Source organism: Janibacter sp. CX7 (genome assembly GCF_024362365.1).
Lineage (GTDB): Bacteria > Actinomycetota > Actinomycetes > Actinomycetales > Dermatophilaceae > Janibacter.
Genome location: NZ_CP101464.1, coordinates 1,432,046 through 1,448,271, shown reverse-complemented (window position 1 = coordinate 1,448,271; position 16,226 = coordinate 1,432,046). Strand labels below are relative to the sequence as shown.

The 16,226-nt window shown below is 72.8% G+C and carries 14 protein-coding genes; 8 read left to right on the top strand and 6 right to left on the bottom strand.

What is annotated here, in order from left to right:
• Positions 1–7 precede the first annotated feature (7 nt).
• A complete protein-coding gene (locus NMQ01_RS07035; RefSeq protein ID WP_255186147.1) occupies positions 8–877 on the bottom strand; it encodes a polyphosphate kinase 2 family protein in 870 nt (289 codons plus the stop codon).
• A gap of 46 nt (positions 878–923) precedes the next feature.
• On the opposite strand from NMQ01_RS07035, the gene NMQ01_RS07030 reads away from it, so the two are divergent.
• Positions 924–1,601 (top strand): dihydrofolate reductase family protein, encoded by a 678-nt coding sequence (locus NMQ01_RS07030; protein ID WP_255186146.1) that lies wholly within the window; start codon positions 924–926, stop codon positions 1,599–1,601.
• Between the two features lie 20 nt (positions 1,602–1,621).
• Here the strand turns inward: NMQ01_RS07030 and NMQ01_RS07025 are convergent, their stop codons facing one another.
• Positions 1,622–2,782, bottom strand: a complete 1,161-nt coding sequence (locus tag NMQ01_RS07025) for a S9 family peptidase (protein WP_255186145.1) — start codon at positions 2,780–2,782, stop codon at positions 1,622–1,624.
• Positions 2,783–2,828: 46 nt separating this feature from the next.
• Between NMQ01_RS07025 and NMQ01_RS07020 the strand changes: the two genes are divergently transcribed.
• Positions 2,829–3,887 carry an ATP-dependent DNA ligase gene (locus tag NMQ01_RS07020; protein WP_255186144.1) on the top strand — a complete coding sequence of 353 codons (1,059 nt, stop codon included), beginning with the start codon at positions 2,829–2,831 and terminating at the stop codon, positions 3,885–3,887.
• A gap of 86 nt (positions 3,888–3,973) precedes the next feature.
• On the opposite strand, the gene NMQ01_RS07015 is transcribed toward NMQ01_RS07020, so the two are convergent.
• Positions 3,974–5,056, bottom strand: coding sequence for a DNA polymerase domain-containing protein (locus tag NMQ01_RS07015; RefSeq protein ID WP_255186143.1), 1,083 nt, complete (start codon positions 5,054–5,056; stop codon positions 3,974–3,976).
• Between the two features lie 158 nt (positions 5,057–5,214).
• Here NMQ01_RS07015 and NMQ01_RS07010 point away from each other — a divergent pair, with 158 nt between their 5' ends.
• A complete protein-coding gene (locus NMQ01_RS07010; RefSeq protein ID WP_255186142.1) occupies positions 5,215–7,641 on the top strand; it encodes a lamin tail domain-containing protein in 2,427 nt (808 codons plus the stop codon).
• Between the two features lie 102 nt (positions 7,642–7,743).
• A complete protein-coding gene (gene msrB / locus NMQ01_RS07005; RefSeq protein ID WP_255186141.1) occupies positions 7,744–8,172 on the top strand; it encodes a peptide-methionine (R)-S-oxide reductase MsrB in 429 nt (142 codons plus the stop codon).
• 50 nt (positions 8,173–8,222) lie between these two features.
• Here msrB and hemQ read toward each other — a convergent pair whose 3' ends face one another.
• Together hemQ and hemG are read right to left on the bottom strand one after the other, a co-directional pair.
• The gene (gene hemQ / locus NMQ01_RS07000; RefSeq protein ID WP_255186140.1) at positions 8,223–8,942 is read right to left on the bottom strand and encodes a hydrogen peroxide-dependent heme synthase; all 720 of its coding nucleotides are present in this window, start codon (positions 8,940–8,942) and stop codon (positions 8,223–8,225) included.
• A complete protein-coding gene (gene hemG, locus NMQ01_RS06995; RefSeq protein ID WP_255186139.1) occupies positions 8,939–10,354 on the bottom strand; it encodes a protoporphyrinogen oxidase in 1,416 nt (471 codons plus the stop codon). Before hemG ends, hemQ begins: the two co-directional genes overlap by 4 nt.
• 126 nt (positions 10,355–10,480) lie before the next feature.
• On the opposite strand from hemG, the gene NMQ01_RS06990 reads away from it, so the two are divergent.
• Positions 10,481–11,461, top strand: a complete 981-nt coding sequence (locus NMQ01_RS06990; protein ID WP_255186138.1) for a DUF4349 domain-containing protein — start codon at positions 10,481–10,483, stop codon at positions 11,459–11,461.
• A 12-nt stretch (positions 11,462–11,473) separates the two neighbouring features.
• Here the strand turns inward: NMQ01_RS06990 and hemE are convergent, their stop codons facing one another.
• Entirely contained in the window at positions 11,474–12,526 is a 1,053-nt protein-coding gene (gene hemE / locus NMQ01_RS06985; RefSeq protein WP_255186137.1) for a uroporphyrinogen decarboxylase, read from the bottom strand.
• A gap of 63 nt (positions 12,527–12,589) precedes the next feature.
• Here hemE and NMQ01_RS06980 point away from each other — a divergent pair, with 63 nt between their 5' ends.
• From NMQ01_RS06980 to NMQ01_RS06970, 3 genes are all read left to right on the top strand, one after another.
• A complete protein-coding gene (locus NMQ01_RS06980) occupies positions 12,590–13,171 on the top strand; it encodes a DUF3000 domain-containing protein (RefSeq protein ID WP_255186136.1) in 582 nt (193 codons plus the stop codon).
• Positions 13,168–14,457, top strand: coding sequence for an HRDC domain-containing protein (locus tag NMQ01_RS06975; RefSeq protein WP_255186135.1), 1,290 nt, complete (start codon positions 13,168–13,170; stop codon positions 14,455–14,457). The genes NMQ01_RS06980 and NMQ01_RS06975 overlap by 4 nt, the downstream gene beginning before the upstream one ends.
• A gap of 555 nt (positions 14,458–15,012) precedes the next feature.
• Positions 15,013–16,224, top strand: coding sequence for a thiolase family protein (locus NMQ01_RS06970; RefSeq protein WP_255186134.1), 1,212 nt, complete (start codon positions 15,013–15,015; stop codon positions 16,222–16,224).
• Positions 16,225–16,226: the final 2 nt, after the last annotated feature.

Here is a 16,226-nt window from a genome sequence, read left to right as displayed (position 1 = left end):
CTGCGGGTCAGGACTTCTTGAGCCGCTTCTGCTCGGCGGCGACGTCGAAGTCGGCCTTCGGCCACTGCGGGTCGAGCTCCTCGAGGTGCTCCTTGAGCAGCTGCATCACGGCCAGGCGGGCAAACCACTTGCGGTCGGCCGGCACGACATACCAGGGCGCGACCTCGGTCGAGCACTTGTCGATGACGGCCTGGTAGGCCTCCTGGTAGTCGTCCCAGTGCTCGCGCTCGTCGATGTCGCCGGGGTTGAACTTCCAGTGCTTGTCCGGGCGGTCGAGACGCTCGGTGAGGCGCTCCTTCTGCTCGTCCTTGCTGATGTGCAGCATCACCTTGATGATCGTCGTGCCCTTGTCGGCGACGGTCTCCTCGAAGGTGTTGATCTGCCCGTAGCGGCGCGACCACTGCGCGCGCGGCACGAGGTCGTGGACCCGCACGATGAGCACGTCCTCGTAGTGGCTGCGGTCGAAGACCCCGATCATCCCCGGCTCGGGCAGCGCATTGCGGATGCGCCACAGGAAGGGGTGCTTGCGCTCCTCGGCGCTCGGCGCCTTGAAGCTCGTGATGTCGACGCCCTGGGGGTCGACCGCGCCCACGACGTGTCGCATGATGCCGCCCTTGCCGGCGGTGTCCATCCCCTGCACGACGAGCAGGACGCTGCGACCGCCGCCCGCCTTGGACTCGGCGAAGAGCCGCTCCTGCAGCTCGGACAGGACATCGGCGAGCTCGGCGAGCGCGGCCTGCCCGGCGGCCTTGTCCCCGTCGAAGCCGGGGGTGCCACGGGGGTCGATCTTCGACAGGTCGGTGCCGGGGTCGGCACGCAGCACCTCGCGGAAGGACGTGGCAGACGACGTCTTGGCTGACTTCTTGTCCTTGGCCATGGCCGCATCATGTCAGGGCGGGGGTCCCGTGGGGCAGACTCGCGCCATGCGGATCCTCAGCGCCGACGACGCGGCGACCGACGTCTCCCCCGGCTCCGACGTCGACGAGGAGACCCTCGACGCGCTCTACGCCCACGACGGTCCGCTCCTGCGGCTGAACTTCGTCACGACCCTCGACGGCGCCGCCACCGGCAGCGACGGGCTCTCGGGGTCGATCAACTCCTCGGCCGATCACCGGGCCTTCACGGCGATGCGCTTCGCGGCGGACGTCCTGCTCGTCGGCGCCGGCACCGCCCGCGCGGAGGGCTATGGCAGCGCCGACATGCCCCTCGTCGTCGTCTCGCGCCGCGGGCACTTGCCCGAGACCCTCCGGGGCGAGCCCGACGTCGTGCTCGCGACGACGAGCGCCGCCGGCATCGACGAGGAGGAGAACACCTGGCTGTGCGGCGACGAGACCGTCGACCTGGCGCAGGTCCTCGAGCGCGCCCGGGAGACCTTCGGGCCCCACGTGCTGTGCGAAGGGGGGCCCTCCCTGGCCGCGGACCTCGCCGGCGCCGGACTCGTCGACGAGCTCGGCCTGTCGTGGACCCCGCAGGTCGTCGGGGGGCGCCGCGTCGACCACCCGCGCATCCTCGACGGTGACGGGGTCGCCCTTCGCCTGTCGTGCCGGCACCTGCTCGAGGAGGACGGGACCCTCCTCGGCCTGTGGCGGGTGAGCCGCTGACCGGCTGACGGCAGTCGGCGCTAGCGGACGAAGTCGAGGACGGTGTCGGTCCAGCGACGCGGGTCGACGTTCCACTCCTTGCAGTGCCGGGCGAGGGACCACGGCTCGAAGGTCACGAGGTCGGGCCGTGCCGCGGCGAGCGCCTCGCTCGGCCCGACGGGCACGAACTCGTCGTCACGCGAGTGGATGAGCAGGATCTGGTGCTCGAGCTCCTCCGCCCGGGTGACCCAGTTGGTCCTCGCGACGTCGACGCTCTCGCTGACGCCCACGAGACGACGGGCCCAGTGCTTGCCCATGAGCGCGCTGCCGAGGTGGGACACGGGCGCGGGCACGCGGTGCAGCTCCGCGTGGTGCCGCAGCACGTCGCCCCAGTCGACGACCGGACCGTCGAGGACCGCCCGGGAGACGTCGGAGGCGAGGGGCGAGCGGTCGAGGAACTGCAGGACGATCGCCCCGCCCATCGACCACCCGACGAGCACGATCTCGCGGGCGCCACGGGCGAGCGCCAGGCGCACGGCGTCCTCGATGTCGCGCCACTCGGACAGGCCGAGGTTGTAGCGCCCGTCGGGACCGCGCGGGGCGTCGCCGTCGTTGCGATAGCTCGGGACCAGGCAGGTCAGGCCGGCGGCGTGCAGCGCCGGGATGGCGCGCAGCGTCTCGTGCCGGCGCGCACCGCGCCCGTGGACGAGGACGGCCCACCGGTCGCCGCTGCCACCGGGCACGACCCACGCGGGCATCGGCCCGAGCTCCGCGGGCACGACGACGTCCTGGGTCTCGAGGCCGAGGTCGGCCCGGGGGTCGCGGCCGTAGTAGTAGCCGTTGAAGCGGGCCGTCCCGGGCTGCAGCACGCCTTCGTCGACGCCGAGGAGCTCACGGCGCACCCGCTGCCGGCGGTGGTCGACCTCGAGGACCCCACCGATGCGGGCGTGGCCACGACCGCCGTCCAGCCACAGCCCGTAGCGACCGGGGACGAGCAGGTCGGGGGTGCCGGAGAGGGTCACGCTGTCCGAGTGGATGACGTGGATCCGGGTGTCGTCGGGGCGGACGAGGTCGGGGGTGAGCACCTTGCGCGCGAAGTAGGTGCCCGCCCCGACCCACACCGAACCGGCGCCCATGAGGGCGGATCCCGCGGCGACCGCGCCGTAGGTCAGGGCCCGCTCGGCCACCGTCCGTTGAGTCACGGCGTCATCGTCTCAAATGTCGTGGCTCGCGGGCAGAATGTGGTGAGTGACACCACTTCCCGCTGACCTCGTGCTCGACCCGATGCTCGCCAAGGCCGTCACGGACGTGCCCGCGCCGGATGCCGTGGAGGGTGGCTACTCCTACGAGCCCAAGTGGGACGGCTTCCGGTGCATCGTGCGCAAGGAGGGCGACGACGTCGAGCTCGTCAGCCGGGGCAAGAAGCCGCTCACCCGCTACTTCCCCGAGCTCGTCGCCGCGATCCGTGAGCACCTGCCCGGCAGCGCCGTCGTCGACGGCGAGGTCGTCGTCCGCAGTGGCGAGCCGGGGGCCCAGCGCCTCGACTGGGAGGCCCTCGGGCAGCGGATCCACCCGGCCGAGTCGCGGATCACCAAGCTGTCGCAGGAGACGCCCGCGGAGCTGATCGCCTTCGACCTGCTCGCCGTCGGCGACGAGGACGTGACGAGCTCTCCCTTCGCCCAGCGGCGGGAGCGGCTCGAGACGCTCTTCGACGGCATGGCGAAGGGGGCGCCGCTGCACCTGACGCGGGTCACCCGCGATGCCGACGAGGCCCGCGACTGGTTCACCCGCTTCGAGGGCGCCGGGCTCGACGGGGTCGTCGCCAAGGCGCTCGCCTCGCCCTACTCCCCCGGCAAGCGGACGATGCTCAAGATCAAGCACAAGCGCACCGCCGAGGCGGTCGTCACCGGCTATCGCGTGCACAAGTCCGGCCAGGGGGTCGGCTCGCTGCTGCTCGGGCTCTTCCACGAGGGGCAGCTCTTCAATGTCGGCGGCATCGCGGCCTTCACCGCGAAGCGGCGGCTCGAGCTCGTCGAGGAGCTCGAGCCGCTCGTGCGGCGCGACGCCGACGGCAACATCGAGCACGCCGAGACCGACCGCTCACGCTTCAGCTCGGGCAAGGACGTCAGCTTCGTGCCGCTGCGACCCGAGCGGGTCGTCGAGGTCGCCTTCGACCAGCTCGAGGGCTGGCGATTCCGGCACACCGTGCAGTTCCTGCGCTGGCGGCCCGACCGCGACCCCGAGTCGTGCACGCTCGACCAGATCGACCGGGCCGCGGCCTACGACCTGGGCGAGGTCCTCGACTGATCTGGCCTGAGTGACCACATGTGCACGTGTGTGACCCGATGGCGTGACACAGGTGAGCAGACCGTCACGCAGGCGGGCCAACGCACCTACTCCTCGATGCGGTTGCCGTCCTCGTCCCAGTGCGACGCGACCTTCTTGCTCGGCTGCACCCGGGGCGGCTCGCCGGGCATCTTCGGGTAGTCGGGCGGGAAGTTCAGCTCCCCGCCGGGCAGGGTCTCCCACAGGTCGAGGAGCGGCTCGAGCGAGTGGGCGGTCTCGTCGATGTCGGCCCACGGGTCGCCGCCGGCCAGGTGGTCGATCACGGTCAGAATGTTGTGCTCGGCCGGGTCGGTGACCTCGGCGAGCTGGTCCCAGGTCATCGGGGTGCTCACGGGAGCACCGGGCCGGGCGCGCAGGCTCCACGCGCCGGCGATCGTGCGGTCGCGGTTGTTCTGGTTGAAGTCGACGAAGATCCGCTCGCCGCGCTCCTCCTTCCACCAGGCCGTCGTCACCCCGTCGTCACGCCGCTCGAGCTCGCGGCCGAAGCCGATCGCCGCGTGCCGCAGGTCCTCGAAGGACCAGCGCGGCTCGATGCGCACGTAGACGTGGATGCCGCGGTTGCCGCTCGTCTTCGGGTAGCCGCGCATGCCGAGATCCTCGAGGAGCTCCCGGGCGACGCCGGCGACCCGCTGGACGTCGGCGAAGGTCGTGCCCGGCTGCGGGTCGAGGTCGATGCGCAGCTCGTCGGGGTGGTCGACGTCCGGTCGGCGCACCGGCCACGGGTGGAAGGTCAGCGTGCCCATCTGCGCCGCCCACACGAGCGCCCCCGGCTCGCTCGGGCACAGCTCCTCGGCACCGCGGCCGCTCGGGAAGGTGATGCCGACCGTCTCGATCCACTCGGGCGCTCCCCGGGGCAGCCGCTTCTGGTAGAAGCCGTCGGCGTCCTTGTCCCGCGGCCCGACCGCCAGGCGCATCCCCTCGCGCCACCCGTCGGGCCAGCGCTCCATCGCCGCGGGGCGGTCGCCGATCTGGCGCATCATCGCCTCGCCCACGGCGGCGTAGTACTCGCACACCTGCAACTTCGTGATCTCGGGGGTGCGGTCGGTGGCCTCGTAGATCACCCGGTCGGGGCTCGAGACGCGCACCTCCCGGTCGCCGGCGGGCACCATGACGGCGGGGGTCTTGGCCATGCGGTCAGCGTATGGGCTGCCACCGACGAAGGGGGGCGGCTGAACCCCCTTCGTCCCGACGCGTGATCGTCACGCGACGTTCACCCGCTCGCGCTGCGCGGAGCACCCGGTGGTCCTACTGTGCCCGTGGCCACACCCACCCCTTCCCAGGAGCCCACATGCCCTCCCGTCGTCGCCGCGTGCTCGCGGCACTGACCGTCGCGCCGCTCGGCCTCACCGGCCTCGCGGTGCTCGCCCCGAGCGCCTCCGCCGCCTCGCCCGACCTCGTCATCTCCGAGGCCTACGGAGGGGGTGGCAACTCGCGCGCGACGCTGCGCAGCGACTTCGTCGAGCTCGCCAACCGCGGCCAGGCCGACGTCGACCTCACCGGCTGGACGCTGCGCTACTACTCCGCGAGCGGCACCACGCCGCAGACGACGTCGCTGAGCGGCCAGGTCGTCGCCGGCGGTCGTTACCTCGTCAAGCAGGCCGACGGCGCCAACACCTCGCTGCCCGCGCTGCCGACGCCGGATGCCACGGGCACCGTGCCGATGTCCTCCTCCGGCGCCCGCGTCGAGATCGTGCGCCCCGACGGCCAGGTAGCCGACCGCCTCGGCTGGGGCGCGGCCACGACCGCCGAGGGCGCTGCCGCCGACGCGACGAGCAACGAGACCTCCGTGGCGCGCACCGACGTGTGCGTCGACACCGACAACAACGCCGCCGACTTCGCCGTCGGCGCGCCGACCCCGCAGAACTCCTCGACCACGCCGGTCGTCTGCGAGCCCGACGACGGCGGGGAGCCGCCGGTCGACGAGCCCGAGACCATCGCCGAGATCCAGGGCAGCCACCACATCTCCCCCTTCGACGGGTCGAAGGTCAACGGCGTCGAGGGCGTCGTCACCGCGGTCTCGCCCTCGGGCTTCTGGCTGCAGAGCACGACGCCGGACGACGACGAGGCGACGTCCGAGGGGATCTTCGTCTACACCCGCTCGACGCCGACCGTCGCCGTCGGTGACACGGCGAGCGTCGACGGGGTCGTCGACGAGTTCCGCCCCGGCGGCTCGAGCGGATGGGACAACCTCACGACGACCGAGATCGTCTCCCCCGTCGTGACCCGCACCGGCACCGGCGAGGTGCCCGCGCCCGACGTCCTCGGCGAGGACCGCGTCGCGCCGCAGCAGACCATCGACGCCGAGGACCCCAAGAGCGTCGAGTACGCCGAGGCTGCCTTCCGCCCGGACCGCGACGCGATCGACTTCTACGAGTCGATGGAGGGCATGCAGGTCGCCGTCCGTGACGCGCAGGTCGTCGGGCCGACCGGCTACGAGATCCCCGTCGTCCCCGGCTCGCAGGTCGAGGCGACCCGCTCGTCGGCCGGTGGTGTCGTCTACGGCGGTTACGACCAGCCCAATGCGATGCGGGTGCTCGTCGACGACGTGCTCCTGCCGAGCGGCTCGCTGCCCGACGCCGACGTGCGCGACCGCCTGCCCGGTCTCGTCGCCGGCCCGCTCGACTACTCCTTCGCCAACTTCAAGCTGCTGGCTACGCAGGTCCCGACCGTCGAGGACGGCGGGCTCGAGCGTGAGGTGACCCAGCCGCAGCACGACCGCGAGCTGTCCGTCGCCTCCTTCAACGTCGAGAACCTCGCGCCGAGCAACGACCAGAGCAAGTTCGACCGGCTCGCCGGTCAGGTCGTCACCAACCTGCGCAGCCCCGACGTCATCGCCGTCGAGGAGGTCCAGGACAACAGCGGGCCCACCGACGACGGCACCGTCGACTCCAGCGCGACGACCGACAAGCTCATCGCCGCCATCGAGTCCGCGGGCGGACCCACCTACGAGGCCCACTGGGTCGACCCGCAGGACAAGACCGACGGCGGTCAGCCCGGCGGCAACATCCGCAACGTCCTGCTCCACCGCACCGACCGCGACATCGACTTCGTCGAGCGCAGCTCGGGTGCCGCCGACCACGCCACCGACGTGGTCGCGGACAAGAAGGGCGCCCACCTCACCGAGTCGCCCGGTCGCATCGCCCCCTCGTCGGCGGCCTTCGACGACTCGCGCAAGCCGCTCGTCGGCGAGTACCGCTACCGCGGTGAGCGGGTCTTCGTCGCCGCGGTCCACTTCAGCTCGAAGGGGGGCGACGACCCGCTCTTCGGTCGCTGGCAGCAGCCGGTGCGCTCGAGCGAGGACGCCCGCCACGAGCAGGCCCGTGAGGTGCGCGCCTTCGCCGACGACCTGCTCGCGGCCGACCCGCAGGCGAAGTTCGTCGTCGCCGGCGACGTCAACGACTTCGAGTTCAGCGAGACGAGCGACATCCTCGCCGACATCGTCGAGGGCTCCGGGTCGAAGGCCCTGACCGACCTGCCGCGCACCCTGCCGGAGTCGGAGCGGTGGACCTATGTCTACGAGGGCAACAGCCAGGTGCTCGACCACATCTTCGTCTCGCCGGCCCTGGCGACGCTCGACACGAAGGTCGGCCCCTTCCGTCCCGGCAAGGGCCAGCGGCCGGCCTTCACCTACGACATCGTCCACACCAACTCACCCTTCGCCGACCAGGACAGCGACCACGACCCGCAGGTCGTCCACCTCGACCTGAAGAAGTGAGCTGACCTCCCTTCGCCCACCACGGCGTGCGACGGCCCCCGGATGATCTCCGGGGGCCGTCGCGTTGCATGATGAGCAGACCGATCGACGAGGAGCCAGACGATGATGGAGCCCACCGGCCGCGACTACGCGGTCACCAAGTCCGACGAGCAGTGGCGCGAGGAGCTGTCGGCCGACGAGTTCTCCGTCCTGCGGGCCGCGGGGACCGAGCGGCCCTTCACCGGTGAGTACACCGACACCAAGACCGAGGGCGTCTACGCCTGCCGCGCCTGCGGCACCGAGCTCTTCACCTCGGACACGAAGTTCGACAGCCACTGCGGCTGGCCGAGCTTCTACACCCCGCTCGCCGAGGACCGGGTCGAGTACATCCAGGACGACTCCCTCCCCGGCCGCCCCCGCGTCGAGGTCCGCTGCGCAAACTGCGGCAGCCACATGGGCCACGTCTTCGAGGGCGAGGGCTACGACACCCCGACCGACCAGCGCTACTGCATCAACTCGATCTCGATGACGCTGCGCCCGGCACAGGGCTGAGCCCGTCCCTCGGGGGCCTCACCATCGGGTGGGGCCCCCGAGGCATGTCGTCAGCGCAGGCCGGCGACGAGCGCCTCGACGCTCACCCGCGGACCGGTGAAGAAGGGGATCTCCTCACGCACGTGCAGGCGTGCCTTGGAGGCGCGCAGCTCGCGCATGAGGTCGACGATGCGGTGCAGCTCGTCGGCCTCGAAGGCGAGGATCCACTCGTAGTCGCCCAGGGCGAAGGCGGGGATCGTGTTGGCGCGCACGTCGGGGAAGTCGCGGGCCATCGCGCCGTGCTCGGCGAGCATCGTGCGCCGTTCCTTCTCGTCGATGACGTACCAGTCGAAGGAGCGCACGAAGGGGTAGACGCACACGTAGTCGCGCGGTTCCTCCCCCGCGAGGAAGGCCGGCACGTGGCTACGGTTGAACTCCGCCTGACGGTGGACGGCGGCGTTGGACCACACCGGGTCGAGGTGTGCGCCGAGCTCGGTGCGCAGCAGTCGCTTGTAGGCGTCCTGCAGCTGCTCGATGTCGTCGGCGTGCCACCACACGAGCACGTCGGCGTCGGCGCGCAGTCCGGCCACGTCGTAGACACCGCGGATGCGCACGCCGTCCTCGGTGAGCTCCGCGAAGAGCTCCTCCACCTCGCGCGTGATCGCCGCGCGGTCGTCGTCGCCGATCGGCGTGACGAGCGCGAAGGCGGAGAACATCGCGTAGTGCACGCTGCTGTTGATCGCCTCGAGCTGCTCGCGGGAGGGCTTGGCGGGGACGGGCCGGGTGGTCATCGGGGCTCCTGTCGAGGGGTGGACGAAGGGGGAAGTGCGTCGAGGATCGTGGTGGCCGTGGCGGCGGCCCCGGTGAGGACCGCACCGATGCCCACACCGTCGTAGGCCGCGCCGGTGACCTCGATCCCGGGCAGCTCGGCGACCGCCGCGCGCACGGCGGCGACCCGCTCAGTGTGCCCGAGGTCGTACTGCGGCAGCCCGCCGCCCCACCGCTGCACGTGGTGGTCGACCGGCGCCGGCAACGGTGCACCGAGGGCCTGGCCGATCTCGGAGAGCGCAACGGCGACGAGCTCGTCGTCGTCGCGCTGCAGGGCCGCGACCTCCCCCGCACGACCGGCGGAGGCGCGCAGCAGGACGACCTCGTCGCTGGCCTCGCGCACCCACGCCCACTTGCTCGCGGAGAAGGTGCTCGCCTTGATCGTGCGGCCGTCGACCGCGGGCACGAGGAAGCCGCTGCCCGGCAGTGCGGGTGCCGCCGCCGCGGGCAGGGCGATCGTCATGACGGCCATCGACGCGTGGTCGATGCCCGCGAACGCGGTCGAGGCCGCGGGCGCGTGGTCGGCGAGCAGCCGCGACGTCGGCGTCGCGGGGGTCGCGAGGACGACGAGATCGGCGTCGAGCGCCCGGGGCGCGGTGGTCGCTCCCGTGACGACCCGCCACCCCGTCGGGATGCGCTCGATCCGTCGCACGAGCGTGCCGGTCTCGATCCGGCCGCCTGCGGCCTGCACCGACGCGGCGAGGGCGTCGGCGAGCCCGCCGATGCCACCGGACAGTCCCATGACCCGGGGTCGCGGCGTGGCGCTCGGGGGTGGCAGCAGCCCGTCGACGGCCTCGGTCATCGTGCGACCGCCGGCCATCGCCGACCACAGGACCGGCATCGTGGCGCGCAGCGACAGCCGGTCGACGCGGCCGGCGTAGACCCCGCCGAGCAGCGGCTCGACGATGCGGTCAACGACCGCCCGGCCGTGGACCGCGGCGACCGCCTCGGCGACGGTGACGTCGTCACAGTCGAGAGCGAAGGGGGCCGGCTGCGCGGCGCGAGCGACCTCCCCTTCGTCGAGGAGACCGGAGGTGTCGGTCTCGTGGCCGGGCACCCCCATGAAGGTGCGTCCGGGCACCGGATGCCGGCGCCCGCGGGACCAGATGGAGGCCGGGACCGGCTCGGGGTGGACGAGGCGGTCGGCCAGGCCCAGCCCGGTGACGAGGTCCCGGGCGGCGGCGCTGCTGGCCACGACCGACTCCGCGCCGACGTCGACGAGGACGCCGCCGACCTGCTCGCGGCGCACCTTGCCGCCGGGGCGGTCACCGCCGTCGACGACGGTGAGGTCGAGGTCGGGGCGTGCCCGTAGGAGGTGGTGGGCGGTGGCCAGACCGGCCAGCCCACCACCGATGACGACGACCCGCGAACCCATGGCCCCACTCTCCCACCGCGCTTCGGGCCCCGCGGACGGGGGTGGGAACCGAACTGGGGTCCGCTCTCGTCAGACCCACGACACCGCGGCGGGACCGACCCGCCGCACGACGCAGGGGGTACGACGATGGGCACCACGGCAGGCACGGCACGGTGGACGACGGCACGGTGGGCGGCGCTCGTCGCGGCCGGCGGGCTGGCGCTCGCCGGGTGCGGAGGCGGCAGCAGTGACGAGTCGGTGAGCAGCCGACCGATGAGCCAGGACGAAGGGGGCGGCGCCGCCTCGTCCGCGACCTCGGCGGCGGACCAGGAGTCGGGCAGCTCCGACAGCGCCGCCGGCTCCGGGTCGGGCGACTCGGGCTCGTCGAAGCGGGCGGGCAACACGACGCAGGTCGCGAGCGGGACGCACGTCGCCCGCACGGCGAGCCTGTCGATCACCGTCGACGACGTCGAGAAGTCGACCGCCAAGGTCCGCTCCACGGCCGCCCGGGTCGACGGCTACGTCTCGAGCGAGGACTCGCGGGCCGACGACGGGCACCGCGGCGACTGGGCCGAGATCACCGTCACCGTCCCCGTCGACGACCTCGACGCGACGATGACCCGTCTCGCGGACATCGGCGAGGTGACCCACCGCTCGAGCGAGGCCGAGGACCTCACCGCGCAGTACACCGACACCGAGGCGCGGGTGCGCACGATGACGAAGTCGGTCGAGCGCCTGCGCAAGCTCATCGACTCGGCCGAGGGCCTCGACCAGGTCGTGACGCTCGAGAGCGAGCTGAGCCGACGCGAGGCGGACCTCGAGGCGATGACGAGCCAGCAGAAGTCGCTCGAGAAGCGCACGACGACGGCACCGATCACGGTGAGCCTGTCGACGCAGGACGCACCCGCCGACGAGCCCGAGGAGGAGCGCACCGGCTTCCTCGCCGGGCTCGGGTCCGGGTGGTCGGCCTTCACCGGGGCCCTGACCGTCGGCCTGACGGTGCTGGGTGCGGTGACCCCCTTCGCCGTCGTGGGCCTGGTCGTCGGCTGGCCGCTCGCGCGGTGGGTCCGGCGCCGGCGGGCGTCTCGTCCGCTCGCCACGCCGACGGCCCCGACCGCGGAGGCCTGAGCCCCGCGGGGCTCAGCGGGCGCTGACCTCGTGGACCAGCTCGACGACGCGGGTGAGGACCACGGGGTCGGTGTCGGGCAGCACGCCGTGGCCGAGGTTGAAGATGTGGCCGGGCGCGGCGCGACCCTCGTCGAGGATGCGGCGGACCTCGCGCTCGACGACCTCCCAGGGCGCGAAGAGCAGTGCCGGGTCGAGGTTGCCCTGCACCGGCTGGTTGCCGCCCACGCGCTCGATGGCCTCGGCGAGGTTGACCCGGTAGTCCACCCCGATGACCTCGGTGCCGGCCGCGGCCATGTCCGGCAGCAGCTCACCGGTCCCGACGCCGAAGTGGATGCGCGGCACGCCCGCGTCGGCGAGCGCCGCCAGGGTGGCCTCGGTGTGCGGGAGGACGTAGCGGCGGTAGTCGGCCTTCGACAGGAAGCCGGCCCACGAGTCGAAGAGCTGGATCGCGCTGGCCCCCGCCTCGACCTGGACCTTGAGGAAGGCCGCGGAGATCTGCGACAGCCGGGCGCACAGGTCGTGCCACAGCTGGGGGTCGCCGTGCATGAGCGACTTGGTCAGCTCGTGGTTGCGGCTCGGCCCGCCCTCGATGAGGTAGGAGGCGAGGGTGAAGGGCGCGCCGGCGAAGCCGATGAGCGGCGTCGCACCGAGCTCGAGGACGATCCGGCGGACCGACTCGGTGATGTCGGGGACCATGTCCGGGGTCAGCTCGGGCAGGCGGTCGAGGTCCTCGCGGGAGGCGAAGGGGAGGTCCAGCACCGGCCCGACGCCCGGCTCGATGTCGATGTCGACACCCGCCGCGGCGAGCGGCACGACGATGTCGGAGAAGAAGATCGCCGCGTCGACCCGGTGCCGGCGCACCGGCTGCAGGGTGATCTCGGTGACGAGGTCGGGCGTGCGGCAGGCCTCGAGCATGTCGGTGCCGCGGCGCACCTCGCGGTACTCGGGCAGCGACCGGCCGGCCTGCCGCATGAACCACACGGGGGTGCGGGGCACGGACTCTCCGCGGGCCGCGCGGACGAGGGGGCTGTCGGAGGGCGAGGCGTGGGTGGTCACGGGGCGCATCCTCCCATGCCCGCCCGGCGTGCCCTCCCGCCGGCGGGGCCTCTCGCGACCTAGGCTCGACAGGTGGCCACCCGAGAGATCTCCGAGGCGCAGTCGCCGGACTTCGCCCATGCGCTGCGGAGCCTGCACGAGACCCGGCTACGCCCCGAGGTGCGCCTGACCGAGGTGCCCGCGCCGACCCGTCTGGCCCCCCACGCCGTCGCGATGACCGCCGACATCGTCGACTCCGCCGACGGCGAGGACCTCGCGACCGGACGCTTCGTCCTGCTGCACGACCCGAGCGAGCCCGAGCCGTGGGGCGGCGCCTGGCGCATCGTCACCTTCGCCCGCGCCGAGCTCGAGCCCGAGGTCGCCGGCGACCCGATGCTCGGAGCCGTCGGCTGGTCGTGGCTCACCGACGCCCTCGAGGAGCACGGCATCGAGGCCGCCAACCTCGCCGGCACGGTGACGCACGTCGTCTCCGAGTCCTTCGCCGACCTCGAGGACCGAGAGCCCGACGTCGAGATGGAGATCCGCGCCTCGTGGAGCCCCGCCGACTCCGCCGTCGGCCCCCACCTGCTGGCCTGGGCCGACATGCTGGGCACGGTCGGCGGTCTGCCGCCGCTGCCCTCTGGTGTCGTGGCCCTGCCGGGGCGTCGCCGGTGACGCCGCAGGACACCGGGGCCCCGCCCGAGCCCGAGAGCACTCCCGAGGCGGCCGCCCCGCCCGGCGACGAGACTCCCGACTCGACGCCCGAGCCGGCTCCCCTGCCGGTCCTCACCGAGCCCGCCGAGGGCATCCCGCCGGTCATCACCCTCGAGTCCGAGCTCGACGCCTGCGCCCAGGCGATCGGCAGCGGTGTCGGGGCCGTGGCCCTCGACGCCGAGCGCGCCTCCGGCTACCGCTACGGGCAGAGCGCCTATCTCGTCCAGGTCCGCCGCGAGGGCTCGGGCACCTGGCTCATCGACCCGGTGACCCTGCCCGACCTCACCCCGCTCGACCGGGCCATCGGCACCGGCGAGTGGATCCTGCACGCCGCAACCCAGGACCTGCCCTGCCTGCGCGAGCTCGGTCTGGCGCCCCGGCAGATCTTCGACACCGAGCTCGCGGCCAGACTGCTCGGCCTGCCCCGCGTCGGCCTCGCCGCGGTCATCGAGCACTACCTCGGCATCAGCCTGGCCAAGGAGCATTCGGCCGTCGACTGGTCGACCCGGCCGCTGCCCGAGCCGTGGCTGCGCTACGCCGCCCTCGACGTCGAGGTGCTCACCGAGGTGCGCAACCTCATGGGCGCCGACCTCGCCGCGCAGGGCAAGAGCGAGTGGGCACGGCAGGAGTTCGAGGCGCTGCTCAGCTGGCGGCCGGCGGTCAAGGAGGACCCGTGGCGTCGGACCTCGGGCCTGCACAAGATCCGCCAGCCACGGGTCCTCGCGACGGTGCGCGAGCTCTGGTACGAGCGTGACCGCATCGCCCGCGACCGCGACACCTCCCCCGGCCGGGTGATCCCCGACACCGCTCTCGTCGACATCGCCCTGGCCGACCCGCAGGCACCCGGTGACCTGCCGCGTGGGCACCGCGCGATCCAGCGCAGCCAGCGCGCCTGGCTCGACGCCGTCGCCCGGGCACGACGCCTGCCCGACGACGAGCTGCCGCCGGCCTCGGTCAAGTCCGACGGCCCTCCGCCGCAGCGCTCCTGGGCCAACCGCGACCCGCTCGCCGCCGACCGACTGACGGCCACCCGCGAGGCCCTGGGCAGCTTCGCCGACGAGCGCACCATCCCGATCGAGAACGTCTGCTCCCCCGACCCCCTTCGCCGGGTCGTGTGGTCGCCGCCGCAGGACCGCAGCCCGGAGGGCTTCGCCGAGGCCCTCGCCGACCTCGGCGTGCGCCCCTGGCAGCGCGAGATCGTCGCCCCCATGCTCGCCGACGCCTTCGCCGCCCACCCCGACGCCTGACGGGCTCGAGGGCAGGGCGCCGCAACGGGTGGAGGTACCAGCGACCTGATAGTCGGACGCGATCACCTCAATCCACCACTCGGGGGCGGGGCGCGGGAGCGGGTGGAGGTAGCAGCGACCGGATAGTCGGACGCGATCACCTCAACCCGGCAGTCGGGCGCGGGGCTGCCTTCGAGGCGGCCGCGGGTGAGGCGCAGGTCGAAGGGGGATGTCGGCGCACATCAAGCCGAAGTCAGGCACGACAACCTCCGGCCATGCGCGAACGAAGGACTTCGGCGGGCGCCGACGTCCCCCTTCGTCCGGAGCCGGGTCTCGAGGCTCGTCGCAGCGCGCCGGCCCTCCTCGCCGGGAGCGGGTCGGGCGCCGACGTCCCCCGTCGACCGGAGCCGGGGTCTCGAGGCTCGTCGCAGAGCTCCTTGCACCTCGACCACCGGAGGCGAACGTGGGCGGGGTCACGTGAGGCGCACCTGTCCGAGGTGAGCAAGCGCTTAGTAGCCTGATCGCGGACGGGCTCCAGCCCGTCGTGCCACCTGCACCACGACAGAGAGGCCCACCGTGCCCCGCACTTCACGTGAGGTCGTCTTCGTCGACGGCGTTCGCACGCCGTTCGGCAAGGCCGGGGAGAAGGGCATGTATGCCCAGACCCGCGCCGACGACCTCGTCATCACCTGCATCCGCGAGCTCATGCGCCGCCACCCGGAGCTGCCGCCCGAGCGGGTCGAGGAGGTCGCGATCGCGGCCACGACCCAGATCGGCGACCAGGGCCTGACCCTGGGCCGCATGGCCTCCCTGCTGTCCGGGCTGCCCAACACCACGCCCGGCTACTCCATCGACCGCATGTGCGCCGGCGCGATGACCGCGGTGACCAACATCGCCGGTGCCATCTCCTTCGGCTCGATCGACGTCGCCGTCGCCGGCGGTGTCGAGCACATGGGCCGCCACCCGATGGGTGAGGGCGTCGACCCCAACCCGCGCGTCGTGTCGGAGAAGCTCGTCGACCCGTCGGCCCTCGTCATGGGCAAGACGGCGGAGAACCTGCACGACCGCTACCCGAGCCTGACGAAGCAGCGCTCGGACGAGTTCGCGGTCAACAGCCAGCGCAAGCTCGCGCAGGCCTACGAGGACGGCAAGATCCAGCCCGACCTCGTGCCGGTCGCGACCCGCCACGCGGAGAAGGGCTGGGGCTTGGCGACGACCGACGAACCGCCGCGCCCGCAGACGACCCTCGAGTCGCTGCAGACCCTGAAGACCCCCTTCCGCCCCCACGGCAAGGTCACCGCCGGCAACGCCGCCGGGCTCAACGACGGCGCGACCGCCTGCATCCTCGCCGCGGAGGAGACCGCCGCCGAGCTCGGCCTGCCCGTCGGCATGCGCCTCGTCGAGTTCGCCTTCGTCGGCGTCGAGCCGGAGGTCATGGGCTACGGCCCGGTCCCCGCCGCCGAGAAGGCGCTGGCCAAGGCCGGCCTGACGATCGACGACATCGGTCTCTTCGAGCTCAACGAGGCCTTCGCGGTCCAGGTGCTCTCCTTCCTCGAGCACTTCGGCATCGACGACGACTCCGACAAGGTCAACCGCTACGGCGGCGCCATCGCGACCGGTCACCCGCTCGCCTCCTCGGGGGTGCGCCTCATGACGCAGCTGTCCCGGCAGTTCGCCGAGGACCCGAGCGTCCGCTACGGCATGACCGCGATGTGCATCGGCATCGGCATGGGCGGCGCCGTCATCTGGGAGAACCCGCACCACGCCGACTACGGCAAGGAGAACTGAGC